General features: G+C 41.7%; 20 protein-coding genes. 16 read left to right on the plus strand and 4 right to left on the minus strand.

Translation table 11 applies throughout. The features are described from left to right. Positions 1-34: 34 nt before the first annotated feature. The 6 genes from pyrD (at position 35) to ACW689_RS10530 (ending at position 7,755) form a co-directional block, all read left to right on the plus strand. Positions 35-1,045, plus strand: coding sequence for a quinone-dependent dihydroorotate dehydrogenase (gene pyrD, locus ACW689_RS10505; protein WP_476291065.1), 1,011 nt, complete (start codon positions 35-37; stop codon positions 1,043-1,045). 125 nt (positions 1,046-1,170) lie between these two features. Continuing rightward, positions 1,171-1,698: a cell division protein ZapC domain-containing protein gene (locus tag ACW689_RS10510; RefSeq protein WP_476291067.1), complete on the plus strand. Its 528-nt coding sequence runs from the start codon at positions 1,171-1,173 to the stop codon at positions 1,696-1,698. A gap of 59 nt (positions 1,699-1,757) precedes the next feature. Then, positions 1,758-3,869, plus strand: a complete 2,112-nt coding sequence (gene rlmKL / locus ACW689_RS10515) for a bifunctional 23S rRNA (guanine(2069)-N(7))-methyltransferase RlmK/23S rRNA (guanine(2445)-N(2))-methyltransferase RlmL (protein WP_476291070.1) — start codon at positions 1,758-1,760, stop codon at positions 3,867-3,869. After that, positions 3,862-4,092 (plus strand): glutaredoxin family protein, encoded by a 231-nt coding sequence (locus tag ACW689_RS10520; RefSeq protein WP_476291072.1) that lies wholly within the window; start codon positions 3,862-3,864, stop codon positions 4,090-4,092. Before rlmKL ends, ACW689_RS10520 begins: the two co-directional genes overlap by 8 nt. A gap of 1 nt (position 4,093) precedes the next feature. After that, positions 4,094-6,007 (plus strand): ATP-binding cassette ATPase Uup, encoded by a 1,914-nt coding sequence (gene uup / locus ACW689_RS10525; RefSeq protein WP_476291074.1) that lies wholly within the window; start codon positions 4,094-4,096, stop codon positions 6,005-6,007. Positions 6,008-6,018: 11 nt separating this feature from the next. Next, the gene (locus ACW689_RS10530) at positions 6,019-7,755 is read left to right on the plus strand and encodes a DUF3466 family protein (protein ID WP_476291076.1); all 1,737 of its coding nucleotides are present in this window, start codon (positions 6,019-6,021) and stop codon (positions 7,753-7,755) included. Between the two features lie 64 nt (positions 7,756-7,819). Here the strand turns inward: ACW689_RS10530 and ACW689_RS10535 are convergent, their stop codons facing one another. Beyond that, a complete protein-coding gene (locus tag ACW689_RS10535; protein WP_476291078.1) occupies positions 7,820-8,326 on the minus strand; it encodes a DUF2062 domain-containing protein in 507 nt (168 codons plus the stop codon). A gap of 30 nt (positions 8,327-8,356) precedes the next feature. On the opposite strand from ACW689_RS10535, the gene ACW689_RS10540 reads away from it, so the two are divergent. From ACW689_RS10540 to tcdA, 6 genes are all read left to right on the plus strand, one after another. Further along, on the plus strand, positions 8,357-10,576 hold the full coding sequence (locus tag ACW689_RS10540; protein WP_476291328.1) for a DNA internalization-related competence protein ComEC/Rec2: 2,220 nt from the start codon (positions 8,357-8,359) through the stop codon (positions 10,574-10,576). A gap of 148 nt (positions 10,577-10,724) precedes the next feature. Continuing rightward, entirely contained in the window at positions 10,725-12,461 is a 1,737-nt protein-coding gene (gene msbA, locus ACW689_RS10545) for a lipid A export permease/ATP-binding protein MsbA (protein WP_476291080.1), read from the plus strand. A 2-nt stretch (positions 12,462-12,463) separates the two neighbouring features. Then, on the plus strand, positions 12,464-13,444 hold the full coding sequence (gene lpxK / locus ACW689_RS10550; protein WP_476291082.1) for a tetraacyldisaccharide 4'-kinase: 981 nt from the start codon (positions 12,464-12,466) through the stop codon (positions 13,442-13,444). Next, entirely contained in the window at positions 13,434-13,631 is a 198-nt protein-coding gene (locus ACW689_RS10555) for a Trm112 family protein (RefSeq protein WP_476291084.1), read from the plus strand. Before lpxK ends, ACW689_RS10555 begins: the two co-directional genes overlap by 11 nt. Beyond that, on the plus strand, positions 13,619-14,284 hold the full coding sequence (locus ACW689_RS10560; protein WP_476291086.1) for a TIGR01621 family pseudouridine synthase: 666 nt from the start codon (positions 13,619-13,621) through the stop codon (positions 14,282-14,284). Before ACW689_RS10555 ends, ACW689_RS10560 begins: the two co-directional genes overlap by 13 nt. A 1-nt stretch (position 14,285) precedes the next feature. Next, positions 14,286-15,086, plus strand: a complete 801-nt coding sequence (gene tcdA, locus ACW689_RS10565) for a tRNA cyclic N6-threonylcarbamoyladenosine(37) synthase TcdA (protein ID WP_476291088.1) — start codon at positions 14,286-14,288, stop codon at positions 15,084-15,086. 11 nt (positions 15,087-15,097) lie between these two features. On the opposite strand, the gene ACW689_RS10570 is transcribed toward tcdA, so the two are convergent. The 3 genes from ACW689_RS10570 to ACW689_RS10580 form a co-directional block, all read right to left on the minus strand. Continuing rightward, positions 15,098-15,505, minus strand: a complete 408-nt coding sequence (locus ACW689_RS10570) for a SufE family protein (protein WP_476291090.1) — start codon at positions 15,503-15,505, stop codon at positions 15,098-15,100. 5 nt (positions 15,506-15,510) lie between these two features. Then, the gene (locus tag ACW689_RS10575) at positions 15,511-16,728 is read right to left on the minus strand and encodes an aminotransferase class V-fold PLP-dependent enzyme (RefSeq protein WP_476291092.1); all 1,218 of its coding nucleotides are present in this window, start codon (positions 16,726-16,728) and stop codon (positions 15,511-15,513) included. Between the two features lie 102 nt (positions 16,729-16,830). Next, entirely contained in the window at positions 16,831-18,117 is a 1,287-nt protein-coding gene (locus ACW689_RS10580) for a citrate synthase (protein WP_476291094.1), read from the minus strand. 395 nt (positions 18,118-18,512) lie between these two features. On the opposite strand from ACW689_RS10580, the gene sdhC reads away from it, so the two are divergent. From sdhC to ACW689_RS10600, 4 genes are read left to right on the plus strand one after another with little or no spacing between them, the layout of a single operon-like run. Then, complete coding sequence (gene sdhC, locus ACW689_RS10585; RefSeq protein WP_476291096.1) at positions 18,513-18,890, plus strand: succinate dehydrogenase, cytochrome b556 subunit; 378 nt, start codon at positions 18,513-18,515, stop codon at positions 18,888-18,890. Continuing rightward, entirely contained in the window at positions 18,881-19,228 is a 348-nt protein-coding gene (gene sdhD / locus ACW689_RS10590; RefSeq protein ID WP_476291098.1) for a succinate dehydrogenase, hydrophobic membrane anchor protein, read from the plus strand. Before sdhC ends, sdhD begins: the two co-directional genes overlap by 10 nt. Then, a complete protein-coding gene (sdhA, locus tag ACW689_RS10595; protein ID WP_476291100.1) occupies positions 19,229-21,001 on the plus strand; it encodes a succinate dehydrogenase flavoprotein subunit in 1,773 nt (590 codons plus the stop codon). It begins immediately after the preceding gene. Positions 21,002-21,011: 10 nt separating this feature from the next. Continuing rightward, on the plus strand, positions 21,012-21,731 hold the full coding sequence (locus ACW689_RS10600; protein WP_476291102.1) for a succinate dehydrogenase iron-sulfur subunit: 720 nt from the start codon (positions 21,012-21,014) through the stop codon (positions 21,729-21,731). Positions 21,732-21,740 lie beyond the last annotated feature (9 nt).

Raw genomic sequence — 21,740 nt, forward strand, 5'->3', positions numbered from 1 at the left:
GAGCTATGTTACTTAGGATCTTTAAGGAGTTTTCATGTTTTATGATATTGCACGACGCTACATGTTTAGCCGTGATGCCGAATGGGCACATGAGTTTGCATTAAGCAATCTGCGTCGTTTTGCACATACGCCTCTCAACGTCGCGTGGTCACAATCTGTTGTCGATAAGCCAGTTAACTTCCTTGGATTAGAATTTAAAAACCCTGTTGGTTTAGCCGCAGGTTTAGACAAAAATGCAGAATGTATTGATGCGTTTGCCCAAATGGGCTTTGGTTTTATTGAGGTTGGGACCGTTACACCAAGACCACAGGCAGGTAATGATAAACCTCGAATTTTTAGATTACCTGAGGCACATGCGATCATTAATCGTATGGGCTTTAACAATAAAGGTGTGGATAATCTCGTTAACAACGTAAAGAATGCTAAATACGATGGGATCTTAGGGATCAACATCGGTAAAAACAAAGATACGCCAAATGAGCAAGGTAAAGATGATTACATTCACTGTATGCGAAAGGTGTTTGAACATGCGTCATATATCACCATGAACATATCTTCACCAAACACCCCAGGTTTACGAGATCTGCAATACGGAGATGCCCTGGATGACTTATTGGCGAGCTTAAAAAATGAACAAATGGACCTGATCGCAAAGCACAATAAGTCTGTGCCGATGCTAGTGAAAATTGCACCAGATATTGATTCGGTTCAAGTCGCGCAAATTGCTGAATCGTTACTAAAAAATCGTATTGATGGCGTAATAGCAACTAACACAACTTTAGAGAGAGAAGCTGTTGTTGGTATGCAGCATGCGCAAGAAGCTGGGGGCTTATCAGGGCGTCCAGTACGCGAAAAATCTACTTATGTGGTGAGCGAACTAAAACGGATCACTGAAGGGAAACTGCCTATTATTGGAGTGGGAGGTGTTGACTCAGCAGAATCTGCACAAGAGAAATTAGATGCAGGCGCTTCCTTGTTACAAGTTTATACAGGTTTTATTTACGAGGGTCCTGAGTTAGTAAAAAGGATCGTGAACGGTTTATAATGATCAGTTATATAACCAAATGATCGTAAACAAATTGTTCTTATAAATATTTTCCCACTATATTATTTTTCGTTATACTCCTGCGTACTGTTCAATAAAAGCAAATAGTAGGCAGGAGGTCAGTTTTGCAAGCATCTAAAGAGTGGCGGTGGGTAAGTTGTCACCAAAGAAATCGTTTGCTTGTAGACTTGGGTGAAGACATGGTTCTTTGCACTCCTTTTCGGTTGCGTCAGTTAACCGAAGACGCTGCTGTAAATCCTCATTTTAGTCTTAACGAAGCGTCGTATTATCAAAATGTGTTCGCCTACCTGTGTAGTTTCAACATGTGGTCGGAGCCGCAGTGTTGTCAAATTGCGCTAAATGCAACGGCTGCAAAATTTTATTTATTACCTGTGCAAGCAAAGAGCTGGTTTTTTGCGGCGTATAGCGGAACTTCGCCCTGTACCGAGGCAATCGTGAAATTACAATCGCAACAGCAAGAAGGGGACTTCTTTATTGTTGAGCAATCAGAAGGGACATGTTTGTGCATTAGTTTAAGCCCTGAGTTTGCCCTAGATGAAAACCTCACTTTAGAACAGTTTCAGGCAATCAAGGTGCTGAACGATCGTATCCATCCACTATTAAGTTGTAATAAAATTTCCAAAATGGCGTGATCAAGCTCTGTCTAACCTATGTTATACTCGCTGCTAATTGATTATAAAGGGTTAGTACATTGCAATTTATCGCGCTCACTTCCATCGGTATTGAACATCTTTTAGCACAAGAGATTGAACAAGCTGGTCTTGAATTATCTAAACAAAGCGTAGGTTCTGTTCGTTTTAATGCAGATAACTTACAGGCACAAAAGTTTTGCTTAACAACACGTTTTGCAACTCGTGTCATGCTAATGATTGATGAAAGTGAAGAAATAAAAGATAAGAACGCACTATATAAGTTTGCACGCTTCCAGGCTTGGCAAGACTGGTTTGGACCAACGCAAACATTTGCAATTGAATTTAATGGTACCAATACAGAGCTAAAAAATACGCAGTTTTCTGGTCTCGTTATCAAAGATGCAATTGTTGACTACTTCAACGATTTGTACGAACAGCGTCCAAATGTTGATAAAGCAGATCCCAATATTCGCGTTATTGCTAAATTAAACAAAAATAAATGCGCGCTATACATTGACTATTCAGGTCCTCGTTTGTCAGATAGAGGTTATCGTACTCGTCAGGGTAAGGCACCTATACGAGAGCATCTTGCAGCTGCACTTGTTAAACGTAGTGGATGGCTTGAAGATACTACGCGGCCGTTGTTTGATCCTTGCTGTGGCTCTGGTACTTTGCTGATCGAAGCTGCGTGCATGGCAAATAATATCTACAGCAACTTGAACCGAGATTTTGCATTTAAGCGTTTGCCTAGCTTTAGAAAGGCAAAGTTTGATGAGATCAAAGCAGATTTAAAGTCTGATCAAATTGATACAAAACTGTGGATCATTGGATCGGATGTCGATCAGAAAGTGCTCAACGTTGCGCAGCAAAATGCCGAGCGAGCAGGCGTTTCAGAGCATATTGAATTCAAAGTAAAAGATGCAAACGCCTTAGAAAAAGTAGCAAAACGCGCTGGTGTGGTACTGAGTAACTTACCTTATGGTGAGCGTTTAGGTTCAATGGCAGAACTGGTTAATTTGTATCGTAATATGGGCATCGCGTTTAAAAAGCACTTTAAAGACTGGCATTTGGCACTTCTTGGCACAGACGATAGCTTATTTAAACTGCTCAAGTTATCGCGAGAAAAACGTTATAAGTTTAAGAATGGTCCAATCGATGTGGAGCTCAATATGTATGAGCTTAATGAACGTCAAGTAACTCAAAATGAGCAAAAAACGGGGCTTAATTTTGAGGGCTCAAGCGCATTTTCCAATCGTTTAAAAAAGAATAAACAAGCGCTTAAGAGTTGGATTAAAAAAGAGCAGATTAATGCTTATCGAGTCTATGACGCGGATATTCCTGAATATAATGTAGCTGTAGATGTCTATAACGACTCAGCCGTAATATTTGAGTACGCGGCCCCTAAAGAAATTGATGACAATATCGCGCAAAAACGCTTGCAAGACGTGATCACTTTGACCGCTGAGCAATTACAGGTTGCGCCAGAAAACATCGCCGTAAAAGTTCGTAAGAAGCAAAAAGGTGAAGCGCAGTATACGGCAATGGATAAACAGCACCGTTACGATACTGTTGACGAATTCGGTGCCAAATTCAAAGTTAATTTATTTGATTATTTAGATACGGGGTTATTTTTAGATCACCGTTTAGCGCGCCGTTATATTCAGCAAAATGCCAAAGACAAACGCTTTTTGAATTTATTTTCATATACAGGTTCGGCTTCGGTGCACGCTGCTTTGGGCGGTGCTAAATCAGTCACAACCGTTGATATGTCAAAAACTTACTTGAAGTGGGCCGAAGAAAACTTTGCCTTAAATAATCTCAAAAATCCGCGTTATCGTTTTGAGCAAGCTGATTGCCTAAAATGGTTAGAGCATGCACAAGGACAATACGATCTTATTTTCCTAGATCCACCGACATTTTCTAATTCAAAGCGGATGAAAGATGTATTTGACGTGCAGCGTGATCATATTCAATTGCTGACTTGGGTTAAGAAAATCTTGAGTCCGAAGGGCACTTTGATTTTTTCAAACAACAAACGCGGCTTTAAAATGGATGAAGTAGGTTTAATAGGATTAGGCTTGAAAGCCCAAAATATCTCTAACGAAACTTTATCACCTGACTTTAAACGCAATAAGCAAATTCATAACAGTTGGTTGATAACCCATGGTTAAGTTTGTTTTATATCATACCGATGGTTGTCATTTGTGTGAGCTGGCACATGAAATGGTCATGCAGTTAATACCTAGTACACAGGTTCAGTTGGTAGATATTGTTAGCGATGAAACGCTGATGAAAGCGTATCAAACATCAATTCCTGTTTTAAAAAGACTCTCTGATCATCAGGCCTTATGTTGGCCTTTTGATCGGCAACAAATAGAACAACTCGCAGAATAGTATGGATTTAATCAGAATAGCAAAAGCGCAATTAGCGTTTGGTACCCATCCTTTGCTTGATAACGCTGATGCGGTTATTGAAGCTGGTGAAAGAGTATGTATCGTTGGTCGAAACGGTGCGGGGAAATCAACTTTACTTAAAGTACTCGATGGTGAAGTTTTACTGGATGACGGTGAGATAAACCGAGTGGGCGAATTAAAAGTGTCACGCCTAGAACAAGACCCTCCCAAGGGCGCGGAAGGTTCAGTATTTGACTACGTTGCCAATGGCTTGCCCGATATCGCTGAGTTACTTATCGAATTTAATCATGTTAGCGAAGCACTGCAATCCGATCAATCACCTGCATTATTGGGCAAGCTTGAAAAGCTGTCTAACAAGATTGAAGCTGCGGATGCTTGGCGTTTCGAAAGTCGTATTAAGCTTGTTTTAAGCCAGTTAGAACTAGAATCGAACATGCGCTTAGAAAAACTTTCAGGTGGTTGGTTACGTAAAGTTGCACTGGCTAAGGCATTGGTTAGTGAGCCCGATCTTTTACTTCTGGATGAGCCAACCAACCACTTGGATATGAATAGTGTAATTTGGTTGGAGCAATTCCTAAAAGAGTTTAAAGGTGGCATCGTCTTTATTTCTCACGATAGAGCGTTTATTCGCGCCGTTGCTACACGTATTCTTGATTTAGATAGAGGGCAGTTGATCTCTTACCCTGGAGATTATGCTAAATATCTTGAACAAAAAGCACATGACTTGAAAGTTGAAGAAACTCAAAACGCACTATTTGATAAAAAGCTTGCTGAAGAAGAGGCGTGGATCCGCCAAGGGATCAAAGCTCGAAGAACGCGCAATGAAGGGCGTGTTAGAGCACTTAAAGCGCTGAGAAATGAGCGCAAACAACGTGTTGAGCAAGTTGGTAAAACAGACTTTAACATTGAGACCGCGGAGCGCTCTGGTAAGTTAGTCTTTGAAGCGCAACATGTTCATCATGCATTTAAAGAAAAAGTGATAGCTAAAGACTTTTCTACTTTGGTTATGCGTGGTGATAGAGTGGGCCTGGTTGGACCTAACGGGGTGGGGAAAACCACATTACTTAAACTTCTATTTGGAGATTTGGCTGCAGATAGTGGCAAGATCAAACAAGGTGTTAATCTTGAAGTCGCGTATTTCGACCAGTATCGCGAAAAACTAGACGAAGAAGCAACGGTGCAAGATAACGTGGCAGAAGGCAAGCAAGAAGTCATGATGGGTGGTAGAAGCCGTCATGTACTTGGTTATTTGCAAGACTTTTTGTTCCCGCCAGCAAGAGCCAGAACGCCAGTTAAAGCGTTGTCTGGCGGTGAAAAGAATCGTTTACTGCTGGCCAAGTTATTCTTAAAGCCTTCAAATGTACTCGTACTGGATGAGCCAACCAATGATCTTGATATTGAAACATTGGAATTACTTGAAGAAATCATAAATCAGTATCAGGGTACTATTTTAATTGTTAGTCACGACCGTGAGTTTATCGATAATACCTGTAATTCTGTGTGGGCATTTGAAGGCAGCGGCCAAATTACAGACATCGTTGGTGGTTATACAGATTACGAGCAATATGTTGCAATGCGCCAAGCGCAGGCTAAAGAGCTTGAAAAGCAAGCCAAGCAAGAAGCGGAAAAGCAGGTTAAACAGGCTAAAACGAATAGCAACAAAAGCACCAAGCTAAGTTACAAATTAAAACTTGAATTAGAGCAGTTGCCAAGTAAAGTAGAAGCACTTGAATTGGCACTAGAGCAACAACAAGAAATCGTTAATGCCCCAGACTTTTTCAAACAAGATTCGCAGACAACACAAGCTGCGTTGAACGAATTGGCGGAACTTGAGTCGAAGCTTGAAACCGCGTTCGAGCGCTGGGAAGAATTAGAAGCATTACAGAATCAGTAGTAAGGATTAAAATGAAACAGACATTTTTGGCTGCGAGTATTTTTGCTGGTCTAAGTGGCCAAGCACTGGCAGCAACCTATCAATTAAGTGAATTACCGCGTTATGAAAATGGTAAATATACTTTTATCTCAGATGCGAATGACAATGGACAGATCATCGGTGCTGCAAGCAGCTTATTCGGTTTGCCAATTGACGTAAGTTATATTGATTTTGACGACGCGACGCTTAAAAACGCCTATGAAAATACCAAAAGTGCGTACGAATCTATCGATGAGGAAATTACCTTTACGCTGGAAGACATAAAAAATGGCGTTGCTGCGACAAATGCAGATGCGAACGTATTTATGCTTAACTTTTTAAGTGGTCGTTCTGGCTCGGCACAGTATCAAAAGTTTAACGATAGAATCGCACTAAATATTGATGCGGTATCTGCACAAGAGCAACTTCTTTTTGATGTAGAAAGCGATGATACTAATGGGCTTACTCGTTCTACCTCTAATTACTTAACTGCATTGAGTGAAGATGGCGTACTTGCTGGCTGGGGCTCAGCACCATATTCAAAAGTGACGTTTAAACCAGAGAATGAATCTGAAGATGAAACTTACTTTGTGAGAGATTGGAGCTCTCGTGGTGTTGTTATTACGCCACAAGGTGAGAAAGTTGTATTAGAGCCTGAGTTTACTGAACATGGTGGCTCGAGTATTGCGACTGACATCAAAAAGTTAGATGAAGGCGGCTATATTGTTGTTGGTAACAGTAGTACTGGTATTCCAGAAAATCGTCAAAATAATTACAACGACAACTGTGATAACAAAGATGAACCAGAGAAGGTGTGTGTTTGGCAGCAACAAGTAGCCAGACAGTTTTATGATTTACGTGCCTTTCAGTGGAAGTTAGATGATGATTTTAATGTTGTTAGTACTACCAACCTAGGTCTAGGCCTCACGCCCAAAGATGACGAAGACAATGCATTTGTCAGTACAGCGCTGGCCGTGAACAAATCAGGTATTGCTGTTGGTTACTCTCCGTATCGAAAAGGAGATGACTTATATCCCTACGGCTTAGCTGGTTACTTTGCAGATGGGCAATTCACGCCATTTCATAAGTTAGAAAAATGGTATGAAACAGGTAAAGCGGTTGATATTAATAACAATAATGTCGCGGTTGGTTATACTGCATTACAAGTGCGAAGCTCACTTACAGATCAGTATGGCTTTTATTATGATATTAATGATAAAAAGCTAACTGAAATGCCATATTTCTTTAAAGGTTCACGTACTGTTGTAACCGATATTAATGATGCAGGTTTTATTATTGGTCAAGCAGAGATTGAGAAGGGCAGCACTAGTAATCGCCGTAGAGAAGGTTTTATTTATAAAATAGGTGAAGATAAGTTAACAAATATCAATGACCTATTGCCTTGTAAAGATAGTAGTGGCAATAACTACCCATACACGATTGCAGAGGCGATCAAAATTACTGAAGCCAACAAGATCTATGCAATTGCGACAAAAACTGTAGAGCGCAGAGATAGACTAGGTAACATTGAAAAGGACAGCGATGGTAACATCGAGTATGAATCAGTGACTTTACCTGTACTACTTACGCCGGTTCCAAATGGAACCGTTGAAGATTGTGCGCCGCCTGAAGCTGAAACTTATGAGCGTAAGTCAGGTAGTTTATCTATGTTTGCATTGCTAGCATTACCATTCGCATGGTTAAGACGCAGAAAGCTTACAGTCGCATAAACTGATTTTTAAGCAGACACAAAAAAAGCCCTTATGGGCTTTTTTTGTGTCTATACTCAAGTGGTTATTGATGGCGCGCAGCCCATGCTTTATTAACGGAACGTCGCCATAAATAGTCGATGCCGAAGTAGCCAATAATGGCAGCAGAACACGCACAGATCAGTGAGCCAACGATGAAAGCGGGTCCGATAGTGCTTAAACTTTGAGAAAGCCATTCCCAGCTAGCTTCAAAATGGAAGGGTTGAGTTTCTTGACCGAGTGCGAAAACGCCAACAATGTAGGAACAGTAAAAAATTGGTGGCATAGTGAGTGGATTAGTTAACCACACTAAGGCGACAGACAAAGGTAAATTAACGCGAAAAGGAATTGCAAAGGCTGCCGCTAAAACCATTTGAAAAGGGACAGGGATGAACGCGAAAAATAATCCAACAGAGAAAGCCCCTCGTGCGGAACGTCTGTTGAGATGCCATAAATTAGCGTCGTGCAATAAGCGACCAAATATCTTTAATGATTTCTGCTGCTTGATCTTATTATGATCGGGTAAAAAGCGTTGGATCGTTTTCTTAGCCATAACTTGCAACCATATACGTCAGTTCTCTTGGTGTGTGGGTTTATTTTCGGCTGCTTCGTGACTGTATTTTTTTATAAACAGTGGCCATTTTATAGCAGCTGCATTTTTCTGATTGTTGTTGTGCGTCATTTTAAGCCGTTTTGCTTCGTTTTGTTAGGGTTTATTTTCGCTATTTTTTTAATCTGGGTACATTACACTGTTTTCTATAAATTTGATTATGATTTGGGGGAGTTAAAGCAAGAAGTAAGTATCGTGAGTAAGCTTGAGCGCCAACTCAGTGAAGGTTATTTTACAGCCAAAATTATCCAAATTAACGGTAGTAGGTTGCCTTGGTTTAAAACGGTAAGAGCAAATTTATCTATCCCAGAAGTAAGCTCGCAGCTGCAAGAGGGTGCAATAGCCAAAACTTACGTGAAGCTAAAGCCTTATCGAAGTAGGAAAAACTTTCTTGTTTTTGATAGTGAATTGTATGCATTTGCCAACCACGTTTACTTCAAAGGAAAAGTGACCGACATTGTTCATATCTCACAAGCCAATTTTGGACTTGTGACCCAATATAGAGCTTGGTTGTGGTCACACTTATCCCAGTTTAAATTAGCTTGGTTGTATTTCACATTACTCAGTGGTGATAAATCTAAAATAGCAAAGAGCGATAAAACAGTGATGCAAAAGTTGGGGCTCAGCCACACGCTTGCGGTATCTGGTTTGCACATAGGTATCATTTATGGTTTGTTTTTTTATTGCGCCCGTTGCCTATTTTTGATTATAGCCAAGTTAGGTTTTCCATTTAATCAAAGTATCGACATAAACATATTTGGTATGAGCTTTGGCTTATGCGCAGCATTGATTTACGTGCTACTTAGTGGCTCAGGGATACCTGCTCAAAGAGCATTCATCATGCTTAGCGTGTTCATTATGGCTTATGTTAAAGGCAAACAAATAGTCAGTTATCAAACGTTGCTTTTTGCTTTAGCGGCAGTGCTTCTTTTGGACCCATTTTCTTTGTTAAATGCGGGCCTGTATTTTTCGTTTGTTGCTGTGTTAAGCATTTTTTTCTGTATAAAACTTATGAATTACAAGGTTGGGTTGGGGGTTCTGTCTCATTTACTTCAATTGGTTATAATTCAGTTTGTACTGCTAGTTGCACTTGCACCGCTGAGTTGGTTGTTTTTTAGTGGCATTAGCATTTGTTCTGTGCTAACTAATTTGATATTTGTTCCTCTGTTATCATTCGCTATTTTGCCAGCCTTATTGGCTATTTTACTCATGAGTGCGTTGGGGGTATCAATTTCAATATTTGCATACGCTGATACACTTTTAGCTTGGTTGATGACTCAACTAGAACACTTATTTATCAGCTATGGCTGGCTGACATTGCCCCCAATTGAGTGGTGGTATGTGGCGGCTTTGTATCTTTCCTTTATTCTGTTCTTCAGCCTAATTTGGTTCAGGTGGCTGGCATTGATACCCTTAATTTCTGTATTTGGTCATAGTGTATTTACGCCGAAAATATTGTGGCAAGTTGACGTGTTTGACGTCGATCATGGCACAGCTGTACTGATTTCAACAATAAAACATGCCGTACTTTATGATTTAGGCACGAAATATTTTGGACGTTACTCTATGTTCGAACATGTAGTACAACCATATATAGAGAAAAAACAGCTAACACTTAACCATGTGATTTTAAGTCACCAAGATAACGATCATGTTGGTGGAATCGAAGAGCTGCTTAAGTTTTCAGGAAGAACACCGTTAAAAGCGTTTCACCATTACGATCCAAGCTCCAGTTGTCTGATAAAAAAAGAAATTGTGGGTATACTTTCGATAGAGTCACTATGGCCAGATAAACCAATGCTATCGGATAACAATAACTCTTGCGTGGTGAAAATTTCCGATGGCCGGACTTCAATACTACTACCTGGTGATATTGAGAAACGGGCGGAGCAAATATTGCTACAAAGATACGGTCAAAAGTTACAAAGTGACATTTTACTGGCACCTCACCATGGCAGCAAAACATCATCAAGTCACGGTTTTCTCGATGCCGTGTCGCCAAAAGTTGCAATATACTCCCGAGCGTACCACTCGATTTGGCATCTCCCAAATGAAGAAGTGGTAAAAAGATACAATGTGTTAAATGTAAAACAATATGATACGGCGATAGATGGTCATATCCGGATCAAGTTTACGAAGTCTGATCAAATCATAGAAACTGCGCGAGGGTCATATAGCTACTGGTTTTTATAGCCAGTCGCATCGTTTTACACTTTTCTATCTATTGGTCTTGTACTTTGCTCATTTTGGCTCCATATAATTGATTTTAGCGACTTATCGTTTTGTTTTTACGATGAGCGCAAGTACAATGAATGGGTTTTCCCCTAAGCAGAGAGTTTTTATGCAGCAAAGCGCCAAACAAATCTACAAACGGCTTTTAAGATACACATTGGATTATAAAGCTGTAGCAATTTTATCTGTGGTAGGTATGTTGGGCTATGCGGCAATGGACGCATTATTTATCAAATTGATGCAGCCTTTTATCGACGAAGGCCTAAACGCGCGTAATGCAGAGGTTTTAAAGTGGGCGCCAGCCGTCGTTATTGCTTTGGTTGTTGGTCGAGGTATATTTAACTATATGGCATCATATTGCATGACATATGTTGGTTCTCAAGTTGTCAGAGAGCTGAGACAACAGCTTTTTGAGCGTATGTTATATTTGCCAGTTGCGTTTCACGATCAACACTCCAATGGAGAAATGATCTCAAAAATAACTTTTGATACCGAACAAGTTCAACAGGCCGTGACCAAAGCAATTCAAATCGTTATTCGTGAAGGTGCATTTGTTGTATTTGTACTTGTTGGCATGTTCACGGCTAGCTGGCAGCTTACTTGTCTATTCTTAATTATTATTCCCTTAGTCGCGCTGATCGTAAATATTGTGTCTAAGCGATTCAGAAAAATTTCGAAAAATATTCAAGATGCTATGGGGGAGGTCACACGCGGCTCAGAGCAAATGTTGCTTGGTCATAAAGTGATCCATGGATTTGAAGGGCAAGCTAAAGAGATATCAAGCTTTGCGGATGTAAATAACCGCAACCGACAACAACGAGTTAAAATGGATGCAACTCGTGCAATCAGTGTTTCGGTGATCCAAATTCTAGCCGCAAGTGCAATGGCGCTGGTACTGCTGATAATTGCTACCACTTCGATGATAGATACAATCACATCGGGTGCGTTTATTAGTTTGCTGACTTCGATGATGATGATGCTAAGACCATTGAAGCAACTTTCTAATGTCAATGGAGAGATGCAACGAGGGATAGAAGCGGCGAGAAGCATTTTTAAAATACTTGATACGCCGATAGAGAGTGATACTGGCACACGAGAAATCGCATCTTGCAAAGGTGAAATTGTCATTAAGGATTTAACGTTTTGTTATCCAACCAAGCAAGAGCCTGCAATTCGTGATTTAAACCTGAACATTAAAGCAGGTGAAAGCATTGCTCTGGTCGGTCGTTCAGGCTCAGGCAAATCGACCCTTTCCAGTTTGTTACCGAGACATTATGAAATAGAAGCGGGAGAGATCCTACTTGATGGCCACGCAATACAAGAGTACAAGCTTAAAGATTTACGTCGTCAGTTTTCTATTGTGTCTCAGCAAGTTGTGCTTTTTAACGATACCATTGCCAACAATATTATGTATGGCCAAGACAAACCGCTAACAGAGCAAGAACTTGAACTTGTTGTTAAACAGGCCCATGTTTGGGAGTTTGTGAAGGACTTGCCTGAAGGGCTCAATACGATGGTTGGTGAGAACGGCGTTATGCTGTCTGGCGGTCAGCGTCAACGCATCGCTATTGCTCGAGCCATCGTCAAAAATGCACCAATACTTATTTTAGATGAAGCAACATCCGCTTTGGATACGGAGTCTGAACGGTTGATCCAAGATGCATTGGATTCCTTGATGGCAAATAAAACGTCAATTGTGATCGCACACCGCCTTTCGACTATTGAAAAATCAGACCGAATTTATGTGCTAGAACAAGGCCGCATTGTCGAGCAGGGAGATCACCAAGCATTACTCGCAAAAGATGGTGTTTATGCGGCGCTTTGTAAGATGCAGCATGGAGCATAGTTTTGAGCTTGATTGAACAAAGCTGGTATAAACGAAAGAGCATTATTACCCTTGTACTTTTGCCTTTTAGTGGCTTGTTTTGGCTGATAAGCGGTTTACGTCGTTTGAGCTTCAAACTTGGCATTAGTAAAACTTTCTCAGCACATGTGCCCGTTATCGTCATCGGTAATATTAGTATTGGTGGTAACGGCAAAACGCCTTTCGCTTTGTGGCTAGTTCCTTATTTACAAAAGTTAGGGTTTAAAGTCGCGGTGATAAGTCGAGGGTATGGCTCTAAAGCACCTTATTATCCGTTTGAAGTGACGCCGAGTAGTTCGGTTATTGAGGCGGGTGATGAGCCTTTTTTGCTGGCGTCTCGTTTAAGTTGCCCCTTGGTCATCGGTCCCGACAGGCAAGCCAGTTGCCAGTATCTCAAAGAAAACCATGATGTTGATATTATTGTCTCTGATGATGGTTTACAACATTACAAGATGAACAGAGATATTGAGCTGTGCATTGTTGATTCGAAGCGTCAGTTTGGCAATGGCTGTTTGATACCAGCAGGTCCGTTAAGGGAGTTACCTTCACGGTTAAAGAGTGTTGATCTTGTAATTGAAAATGGTGGCGATGAGCCGCTCAGTTACCAGCTAGAAAGTATGGGTATTTTCAAAGTTAAAGACAACGAAATGTGCACAGACTTCGTAAATCAAGGTGTTGCAGTCAGTGCGATCGGTAACCCCGAGCGGTTTGAGCAAAGCTTAATTCAGCACGGAATTACAATCAACGCCAGCAGACACTTTCGGGATCACCACGCCTATAGTGCTGAAGACTTTGAGGAACTTGGGCAAAATGCTGTTTTTATGACAGAGAAAGACGCGGTAAAATGTCAGGCATTTGCCAAAAACAATTGGTACTATTTACGCGTTGATGCCAAGCCTTCGGATGCTTTGCAATCAACATTGTTAACCTTATTAAAATCAAAAGAGATCCATCATGGCATTTGATAGAAAACTATTAGAGATAATCGCCTGTCCAGTGTGCAAAGGTAAACTACAGTACGACAAAGAAAACAGCGAATTAATTAGCACAGCTGCCAAGCTTGCGTATCCAATTCGTGATGATATTCCCGTACTTCTTGAAAACGAAGCTCGCGAGTTAAGTGCTGAAGAAATGGAAAAATGGCACGCATAAAAATCGTTGCAGATGAGAAAGATTACGTTGTTGCAGTCAAACCTGCGGGTACTAGTTTTCATTCGGAAAGCGAAGCTGGTTTCGTTGTTCAACTAGAAACACAACTCGCAATTAAACTGTATTCGGTACATAGGCTAGATAAAGTAACGTCTGGGTTGCTCATATTCGCTAAATCCAGTGAAGCGGCGAGTAAACTAAGTACCATGTTCGCCCAAAAAAGCATCGATAAAGCATACTTGGCACTGATCTCAGATAAACCTAAGAAAAAGCAAGGTTGGGTGAAAGGGGATATGGCAAAAGCGCGTCGTGGTGCTTATAAGCTGTTAACATCAAATGAGAACCCCGCAATTACACGCTTTTACTCTATGAGCATAGAGCCGGGCCTGCGAGGCTGCATTCTTAAACCATTCACAGGTAAAACGCATCAACTTAGAGTTGCGCTTAAAAGCCTTTCCGCGCCGATTTTGGGTGATGAGCTTTATGGAGGACAAGTCAGTGACCGAGTATACTTACATGCCTTTGCATTACGTTTTAATTGGAAAGGCACAGAGAAGCAGTATTATACGGTACCTGAACCTATAGGACTGTTTGCTAAATTAATTAATCATGAAGGGTTCGCCGATTGGCAAAACCCTTGGCAGTTAGAGTGGTAATATGACTGATCAACAAACACAACTTCGTTTTGGTGGAATAGGCCGCCTGTATGGTGCTCAACAGTTAGAGTGGCTAGCTGAAGCAAACTTTTGCGTGGTTGGCATTGGTGGCGTAGGTAGCTGGGTAGCAGAAGCTTTAGCTAGAACAGGCGTAGGCCGTATTTGTTTGGTTGATTTAGATGATATTTGTGTAACTAACGTAAATAGACAAATTCATGCACTTTCCGACTCGATCGGAGAGCAAAAAATTGAAGCAATGGCGCTGCGCCTTAAGCAGATCAACCCAAGCTGTGAAGTTGAGCTTATCGACGATTTTATTACCCTTGAGAATATTGCAGAACATATTAATGATTTTGATTACGTGATTGACTGCATCGATGCAGTTAAGGAAAAAGCAGCGCTGATAGCCCATTGCAAGCGCCGTAAAATTCCCGTGATTACCACAGGTGGAGCGGGAGGACAAACGGACCCGAGCCAAATTCAGTTTGGTGATGTGGCCAAAACCACCCAAGATCCATTGCTCGCGAAAGTTAGGTACCTGCTGCGCAAAAAATATAATTACTCCACTAACCCAAAGCGTAAATTTGGAGTTGATTGCGTGTATTCTACTGAGCAATTGGTTTATCCGACTGAAAGTGGAGAGGTGTGTATGGCGAAACAACAAGCCGATGGCGCCAAGAATATGGATTGTGCCACAGGCTTTGGTTCCGCTACGATGGTAACGGGGACATTTGGCTTTTTTGCTGCCTCAAGGGCCATTCGCAAATTTTTAGATAAAAAAGATAAAACAGTAAGCGGTTAGCTACAGTGGGCTTATGCCCACCGTCTAATTTGCTTTTGAATCGTTTCTACAATTGCCTTAATACCATTGCCTCTGGATGGGCTAAGGTGTTTGATCAGCCCAAGCGCTTCAAATTCTTGATAAGCGTCGATCTGCTTCGCATCCACAGGGGTTTTTCCATTGTACATAGCCAATACAATCGCAAGAAGACCTTTAACAATGCGTGTGTCGGAATCGCCAACTAGCAGTAAATTTTGCTGCTGCTCGTCCAATTCAATGTGCAACCATACGTTACTTTCACAGCCAGTAACTTTGGCCTGCTCTGTTTTTAAAACTTCAGGTAAAGCGGGAAGCTGCTTGCCAAGTAACATGATCTCGCGATAAGTTTGTTGCCAGCCTGACGTGTTAGACAATGCGTTATGTATTTCTTGATAAGTCACAAATTTTATCCTTCGAGTAGCTCAATACTATTTCGTAATGCACTGATAAAAAGATCAATATCGTTTTTATTGTTATAAAAAGCTAAACTGACCCGTATGGTGCCATTTAAGTTGAGTGCTTGCATAAGTGGCTGAGTACAATGGTGGCCGCTTCTTATGGCTATTCCGTAAGTGTTCAGTAACATTGCTAAATCGTAATGGTGTTCAGACTTGTAATTAAAACTCACTGTGCCAATGTTATTGACCAAATCACCATAGAGTTTAATGCCTTCAATCGCAGATAGTTGCTCGACTAAGTAGGCCAATAATGCCTGCTCATATTGATGCATCTGTTTAAAATTAATTGCATTTAAATAATCTAATGCTGAACTAAACCCTAAAACCGCGGAAATGTTCGGCGTTCCGGGCTCAAACTTGGCAGGTGCTTCCCTAAAGGTCGTTTTTTCAAAACTGACTTGTTGGATCATTTCACCCCCTGTTTGATACACAGGCAATGTATTGAGTAATTCATATCGCCCATACAGCACACCTAATCCAGTCGGACCAAGGGCTTTATGGGCTGACAGCACATAAAAATCACAGCCTAGCTTTCGCAAATTTGGTCGCAGGTGTAAAAAAGCTTGCGCGCCGTCAATTAAGGTAATTGCGCCATGTTTTTTAGCTTCGTTCACCAAAGTTTGAACGTCTTGAATGTTGCCCAACGTGTTTGAAGCATGTGAGCAAGCAAAGATTTTAGGCTTTAATTGAGCAACTTTTTCTACCGCAGTTTGAGTATCAATTATACCCTGTGAGGTGACTGGTATTACTTCAAGTTTTGCGCCAGTGCGCAGCGCCAGTTGTTGCCAAGGAACAATATTCGCGTGATGTTCTAATGCGGAAATTAGAATAATGTCATTTTGTGTGATGGACTGAGTTAATCCGCAAGCAACGAGGTTAATACTTTCTGTCGCACCGCTGGTCCAAACAAGTTCTTTTGCTGATACCTGAAGAATCGTCGCTAATTTTTCTCGCACGCTTTCATAGCGTGATGTTGCACGTTCGCTTAGAGTGTGTAAACCCCTGTGTACATTTGCATTGTTTTTTTCATAAAACTGATTTATTTCATTGATCACTACCTGAGGCTTTTGGCTGGTAGCGCCTGAATCTAGGTAGACTAAAGGATTACCTTCTATTGTCTGTTTTAAAATTGGAAAGTCATCTCTTAGCTGCGTGATATCGGTCATGCAAAAGTCCTTGGGTAAAGCGAGGGGCAATTTTAATGATATTTTGCATCAAAGCCAATAAAAAAGGCCGCACTAGGCGGCCTAAAACAAATTCTACTGAACTTATCTATCTGATGTAGGTTTGTAGTCGCGCTGCGTATAGCCAGTGTATAGCTGACGAGGGCGACCGATTTTGTGGCCTGGTTGAGATAGCATTTCATCCCAATGTGAAATCCAACCAACAGTACGAGACATCGCAAAGATAACTGTGAACATACTTGTAGGAATACCGATTGCTTTCAAGATGATACCTGAGTAGAAATCTACGTTAGGGTAAAGTTTCTTCTCGATGAAGTACGGATCTTCCAGTGCAATTTGCTCAAGCTTCATTGCAACATCCAATAGTGGATCTTGAATGTTCAGCTCTTTTAGAACTTCGTGACACGTCTCACGCATTACTGTAGCGCGTGGGTCGAAGTTTTTATAAACACGGTGACCAAAGCCCATTAAACGGAACGGGTCGTTCTTGTCTTTTGCTTTCGCTACGTATTCGTCGATGCGATCAACTGAACCGATTTCTTCCAACATGTTCAAGCATGCTTCGTTAGCACCGCCGTGAGCTGGGCCCCAAAGTGACGCGATACCAGCTGCGATACATGCATAAGGGTTTGCGCCTGAAGAACCAGCTAGACGAACTGTAGACGTTGATGCGTTTTGCTCGTGGTCTGCGTGAAGCATGAAGATTTTATCCATTGCTTTAGCAAGGATAGGGTTTACTTGGTACTCTTCTGCAGGTACTGAGAACATCATGTGTAAGAAGTTTTCAGCATAGCTAAGGTCGTTACGTGGATATACGAATGGTTGACCTACATTATACTTGTACGCCATCGCTGCAATTGTTGGTAGTTTAGCTACTAGACGTACTGCGCTGCGGTGACGCTGCTCTGAGTCAGAAATATCTAGGTCATCGTGGTAGAAAGATGACATCGCACCAACAACACCACATAGCATTGCCATTGGGTGTGAATCTACTCGGAAGCCTTGGAAGAATACAGCAATTTTCTCGTGTAACATGGTGTTACGTGTGATTTCATCTGCAAATTCAGCATGTTGCTCAGCTGTTGGTAACTCACCGTTTAGTAAAAGGTAACAAAGTTCGATGTAGTTCGATTTTTCTGCAAGCTGTTCAATTGGGTAGCCGCGATGTAACAATACGCCTTTCCCGCCGTCAATGTAGGTGATAGATGACTCGCACGAACCAGTAGACATGAAACCTGGGTCATATGTGAAGTGTCCATGTGCACCTAGCGTGCGAACGTCAATTACGTCTTGACCAGCTGTGCCTGAGTAAATCGGAAGCTCGATCGGGTCGTGACCTTCAATATGTACTGTGGCTTTCTTATCTGCCATCTACTTATCTCCTATGAAATAACAATTCTGATTGTTATGTTTGATACTAATGTTAAGCAAATTCTGATCATTTTAACGTACAACAGGGGTGGAAAGTCAATTTTTCTAAGAATTATGCAAATATGTATAATAAATATTCTGCACGGATTAAATATTATACCATTGGCTAATTCGCAAGCATCTCAATCTAAACAAGAATTGTAAAAGCACGCTCGGCCTTATATACTGTGAAAGGTTTTATACCGTATCGTCTGTGGGTAAACCTATTTTTACGAAAAATTGATCGGTTTTTTGGAAAAACAGGTTTATTTAGAGTGTGCCATTTGTATTTACGCAAGTGGATTTTATAAAAACAAGTAGATGAGCTCCTTAGTGGGCAAGATGGGCAAGTAACTGTGAAAAAGCAAAGACCTGTAAATCTAGATCTTACGACTATATCGATGCCGGCAACGGCTAAAGCGTCGATTCTACACCGTGTAACAGGTGTAGCATTGTTCTTCGCTTTAACTTTTGTCATTTGGGCTTGGTCTGAGTCTCTTTCTTCTCCTGAAGGTTTTGAATTTGTGAAAGGGCTGTTCAGCGGCTTTATCGCAAAATTCATCGCGTGGGGCACCATCAGTGTGTTGGCTTATCACCTAATCGGTGGTATCCGCCATATGATCCAAGACATGGGTCATTGGGAAGAATTAGAGTCTGGCAATAGCAGCGCGAAAATTGCAATTGCACTTTCTGTAGTAGTAGCAATTTTAGCAGGAGTGTGGATATGGTCTTAAATCAAGCAACTCTCAAGCGTGACGGCGTACAAGATTACGTTTCATTGCGTACAACCGCATTGATCATTGCAGCATATGCAGTATTTATTGTTGGTTATTTACTTCTTACTCCAGAACTAACATTCGAAGCATGGAAAGGTTTGTTCTCAAATCTTGCTGTTAAAGCAGCAACAATCGTTACCTTAGTATGCATTATGGTGCATACGCGCATCGGCCTTTGGCAAGTTCTAACGGACTATGTAAAGTGCTCAACAATGCGTACGGTACTTGGCTTCGTTTTAAACTTAATGGCTCTTGCTTACGTAGCAATTGGTCTGTTTGTTCTGTGGGGTGTTTAAGTGAAATACAATACTCGTGAATTTGATGCTGTTGTAATCGGTGCCGGCGGTGCTGGTATGCGCGCAGCGCTTGCTATTTCTGAATCAGGCAAAACTTGTGCATTGATTTCTAAAGTTTTCCCAACACGTTCTCACACGGTATCTGCGCAAGGTGGTATTACTGTAGCGCTGGGTAACTCTCATGAGGATAACTGGGAATGGCATATGTACGATACGGTTAAAGGTTCCGATTTTATCGGCGACCAAGACGCTATCGAATACATGTGTCAAACAGGTCCTGAAGCTATCACTGAACTTGAGAACATGGGTCTTCCATTTTCTCGTTTTGAAAATGGCCGTGTATATCAGCGTCCTTTCGGTGGTCAGTCTAAAAACTTTGGTGGTGAACAGGCTGCGCGTACAGCTGCGGCTGCTGACCGTACAGGTCACGCATTGCTTCACTGCTTGTACCAACAAAACGTTAAAAACAAAACCAACGTTTTCTCAGAGTGGTACGCACTAGATTTAGTTAAAAACGATAACGGTGATGTAGTCGGCTGTACTGCAATCGATATCGAGTCAGGGGAAGTAACTTACTTCAAATCGAAAGCGGTTGTTCTAGCAACAGGTGGTGCCGGTCGTATTTATGCTTCTACGACTAACGCACACATTAACACTGGTGACGGTGTTGGTATGGCAACGCGCGCTGGCATTGCGATGCAAGATATGGAAATGTGGCAGTTCCACCCAACAGGTATCGCTGGTGCGGGTACGCTCGTAACCGAAGGTTGTCGTGGTGAAGGTGGTTACCTTCTAAATAAAGACGGCGAACGCTTCATGGAACGTTATGCACCAAATGCGAAAGACTTAGCATCACGTGACGTTGTTGCTCGTTCAATGATGACCGAAATTCGTGAAGGTCGTGGTTGTGACGGTCCTTGGGGTCCACATATCAAGCTTAAACTTGATCACCTTGGTGAAGAGACTCTTAACCTACGCCTTCCAGGTGTTTGTGATCTATCTAAGACATTTGCACACGTTGACCCTGCAAAAGAGCCAATTCCAGTAATCCCAACATGTCACTACATGATGGGTGGTGTGCCTACAAACGTGAACGGCCAAGTATTGAGCGTTGACGAAAATGGTAATGGCAAACTGGTTGAAGGTTTATTCGCCGTAGGTGAAATTGCATGTGTATCAGTACACGGTGCTAACCGCCTAGGTGGTAACTCACTACTTGACCTTGTTGTATTCGGTCGAGCAGCTGGTAACTTCCTTGGTCAATACCTTGCTGATGCGCAAATTTCAAAAGAAGCATCAAGCGATGATATTGATGAAGCGTTTGCTCGCTTCAATCGTTGGGAAAATTCAACGAAAGGTCAGGGCGAAGATCCGGTTCAAATTAAGAAAGACTTACAACAATGTATGCAGCTTAACTTCTCGGTATTCCGTGAAGGTGACTCGATGGCTGAAGGTCTACAGCAACTTAAAGAGATTCGCGAACGTTTACAGCATGCGCGTCTTGATGATAAGTCGACAGAGTTCAACACACAACGTATCGAGTGTCTTGAGCTAGACAACTTGATGGAAACTGCATACTCAACGGCTGTTGCTGCAAATTTCCGTACAGAAAGTCGTGGTGCTCACTCTCGTTTTGACTTCCCAGATCGTGATGATGAAAACTGGTTATGCCATACGGTATATAACCCAGTGACGGAAAGCATGAGTAAGCGTGAGGTTAACTACGCGCCTAAGACTCGTGAAGCATTCCCACCTAAAGCACGTACTTACTAGGAGCTCAGCGATGGCAACTTTAGAATTTTCTGTTTATCGTTATAATCCTGATGTGGACAATGCGCCACGCATGCAGGATTACACGCTTGAAGTAGAAGAAGGTCGTGACATGATGGTGTTGGACGCGCTTTTACTTCTAAAAGAGCAAGATCCAACTTTATCTTTCCGTCGTTCTTGTCGTGAAGGTGTTTGTGGTTCGGATGGTGTAAACATGAATGGCAAAAATGGCCTTGCATGTATTACGCCTATTTCAGCATTGCAAAAGAATGGCAAAGGCAAAATCATTCTACGTCCGTTACCTGGTCTACCAGTTATTCGTGACTTAGTCATTGATATGAGCCAATTCTACACTCAATACGAAAAAGTAAAGCCTTTCTTAATTAACGACAAACCAACTGGTGGTGTTGAGCGCCTTCAATCAATTGAAGAGCGTGAGCAACTAGATGGCTTGTATGAGTGTATTTTATGTGCGTGTTGTTCAACGTCGTGTCCTTCGTTCTGGTGGAACCCAGACAAGTTCATCGGTCCCGCAGGTCTTTTACATGCTTATCGTTTCTTAGCAGATACCCGCGATACAGCTACAGAAGAACGTTTGGCAGACCTTGACGACGCGTTCAGTGTATTCCGCTGTCACGGTATCATGAACTGTGTTAGCGTATGTCCAAAAGGCTTGAATCCAACTAAAGCCATTGGTCAGATTAAATCTATGTTGTTAAATCGTTCGGTTTAATACATATTT

The sequence above is a fragment of the Pseudoalteromonas sp. ABE4_541 genome (assembly GCF_056312285.1).

What these genes read in the sequence shown, in the direction of transcription:
- pyrD (WP_476291065.1), top strand. Translation starts at nt 35, where the DNA reads ATGTTTTATGATATTGCACGACGCTACATGTTTAGCCGTGATGCCGAA.
- ACW689_RS10520 (WP_476291072.1), top strand. Translation starts at nt 3,862, where the DNA reads ATGGTTAAGTTTGTTTTATATCATACCGATGGTTGTCATTTGTGTGAG.
- uup (WP_476291074.1), top strand. Translation starts at nt 4,094, where the DNA reads ATGGATTTAATCAGAATAGCAAAAGCGCAATTAGCGTTTGGTACCCAT.
- ACW689_RS10530 (WP_476291076.1), top strand. Translation starts at nt 6,019, where the DNA reads ATGAAACAGACATTTTTGGCTGCGAGTATTTTTGCTGGTCTAAGTGGC.
- ACW689_RS10535 (WP_476291078.1), bottom strand. Translation starts at nt 8,326, where the DNA reads ATGGCTAAGAAAACGATCCAACGCTTTTTACCCGATCATAATAAGATC.
- msbA (WP_476291080.1), top strand. Translation starts at nt 10,725, where the DNA reads ATGCAGCAAAGCGCCAAACAAATCTACAAACGGCTTTTAAGATACACA.
- ACW689_RS10555 (WP_476291084.1), top strand. Translation starts at nt 13,434, where the DNA reads ATGGCATTTGATAGAAAACTATTAGAGATAATCGCCTGTCCAGTGTGC.
- ACW689_RS10560 (WP_476291086.1), top strand. Translation starts at nt 13,619, where the DNA reads ATGGCACGCATAAAAATCGTTGCAGATGAGAAAGATTACGTTGTTGCA.
- tcdA (WP_476291088.1), top strand. Translation starts at nt 14,286, where the DNA reads ATGACTGATCAACAAACACAACTTCGTTTTGGTGGAATAGGCCGCCTG.
- ACW689_RS10575 (WP_476291092.1), bottom strand. Translation starts at nt 16,728, where the DNA reads ATGACCGATATCACGCAGCTAAGAGATGACTTTCCAATTTTAAAACAG.
- ACW689_RS10580 (WP_476291094.1), bottom strand. Translation starts at nt 18,117, where the DNA reads ATGGCAGATAAGAAAGCCACAGTACATATTGAAGGTCACGACCCGATC.
- sdhD (WP_476291098.1), top strand. Translation starts at nt 18,881, where the DNA reads ATGGTCTTAAATCAAGCAACTCTCAAGCGTGACGGCGTACAAGATTAC.
- ACW689_RS10600 (WP_476291102.1), top strand. Translation starts at nt 21,012, where the DNA reads ATGGCAACTTTAGAATTTTCTGTTTATCGTTATAATCCTGATGTGGAC.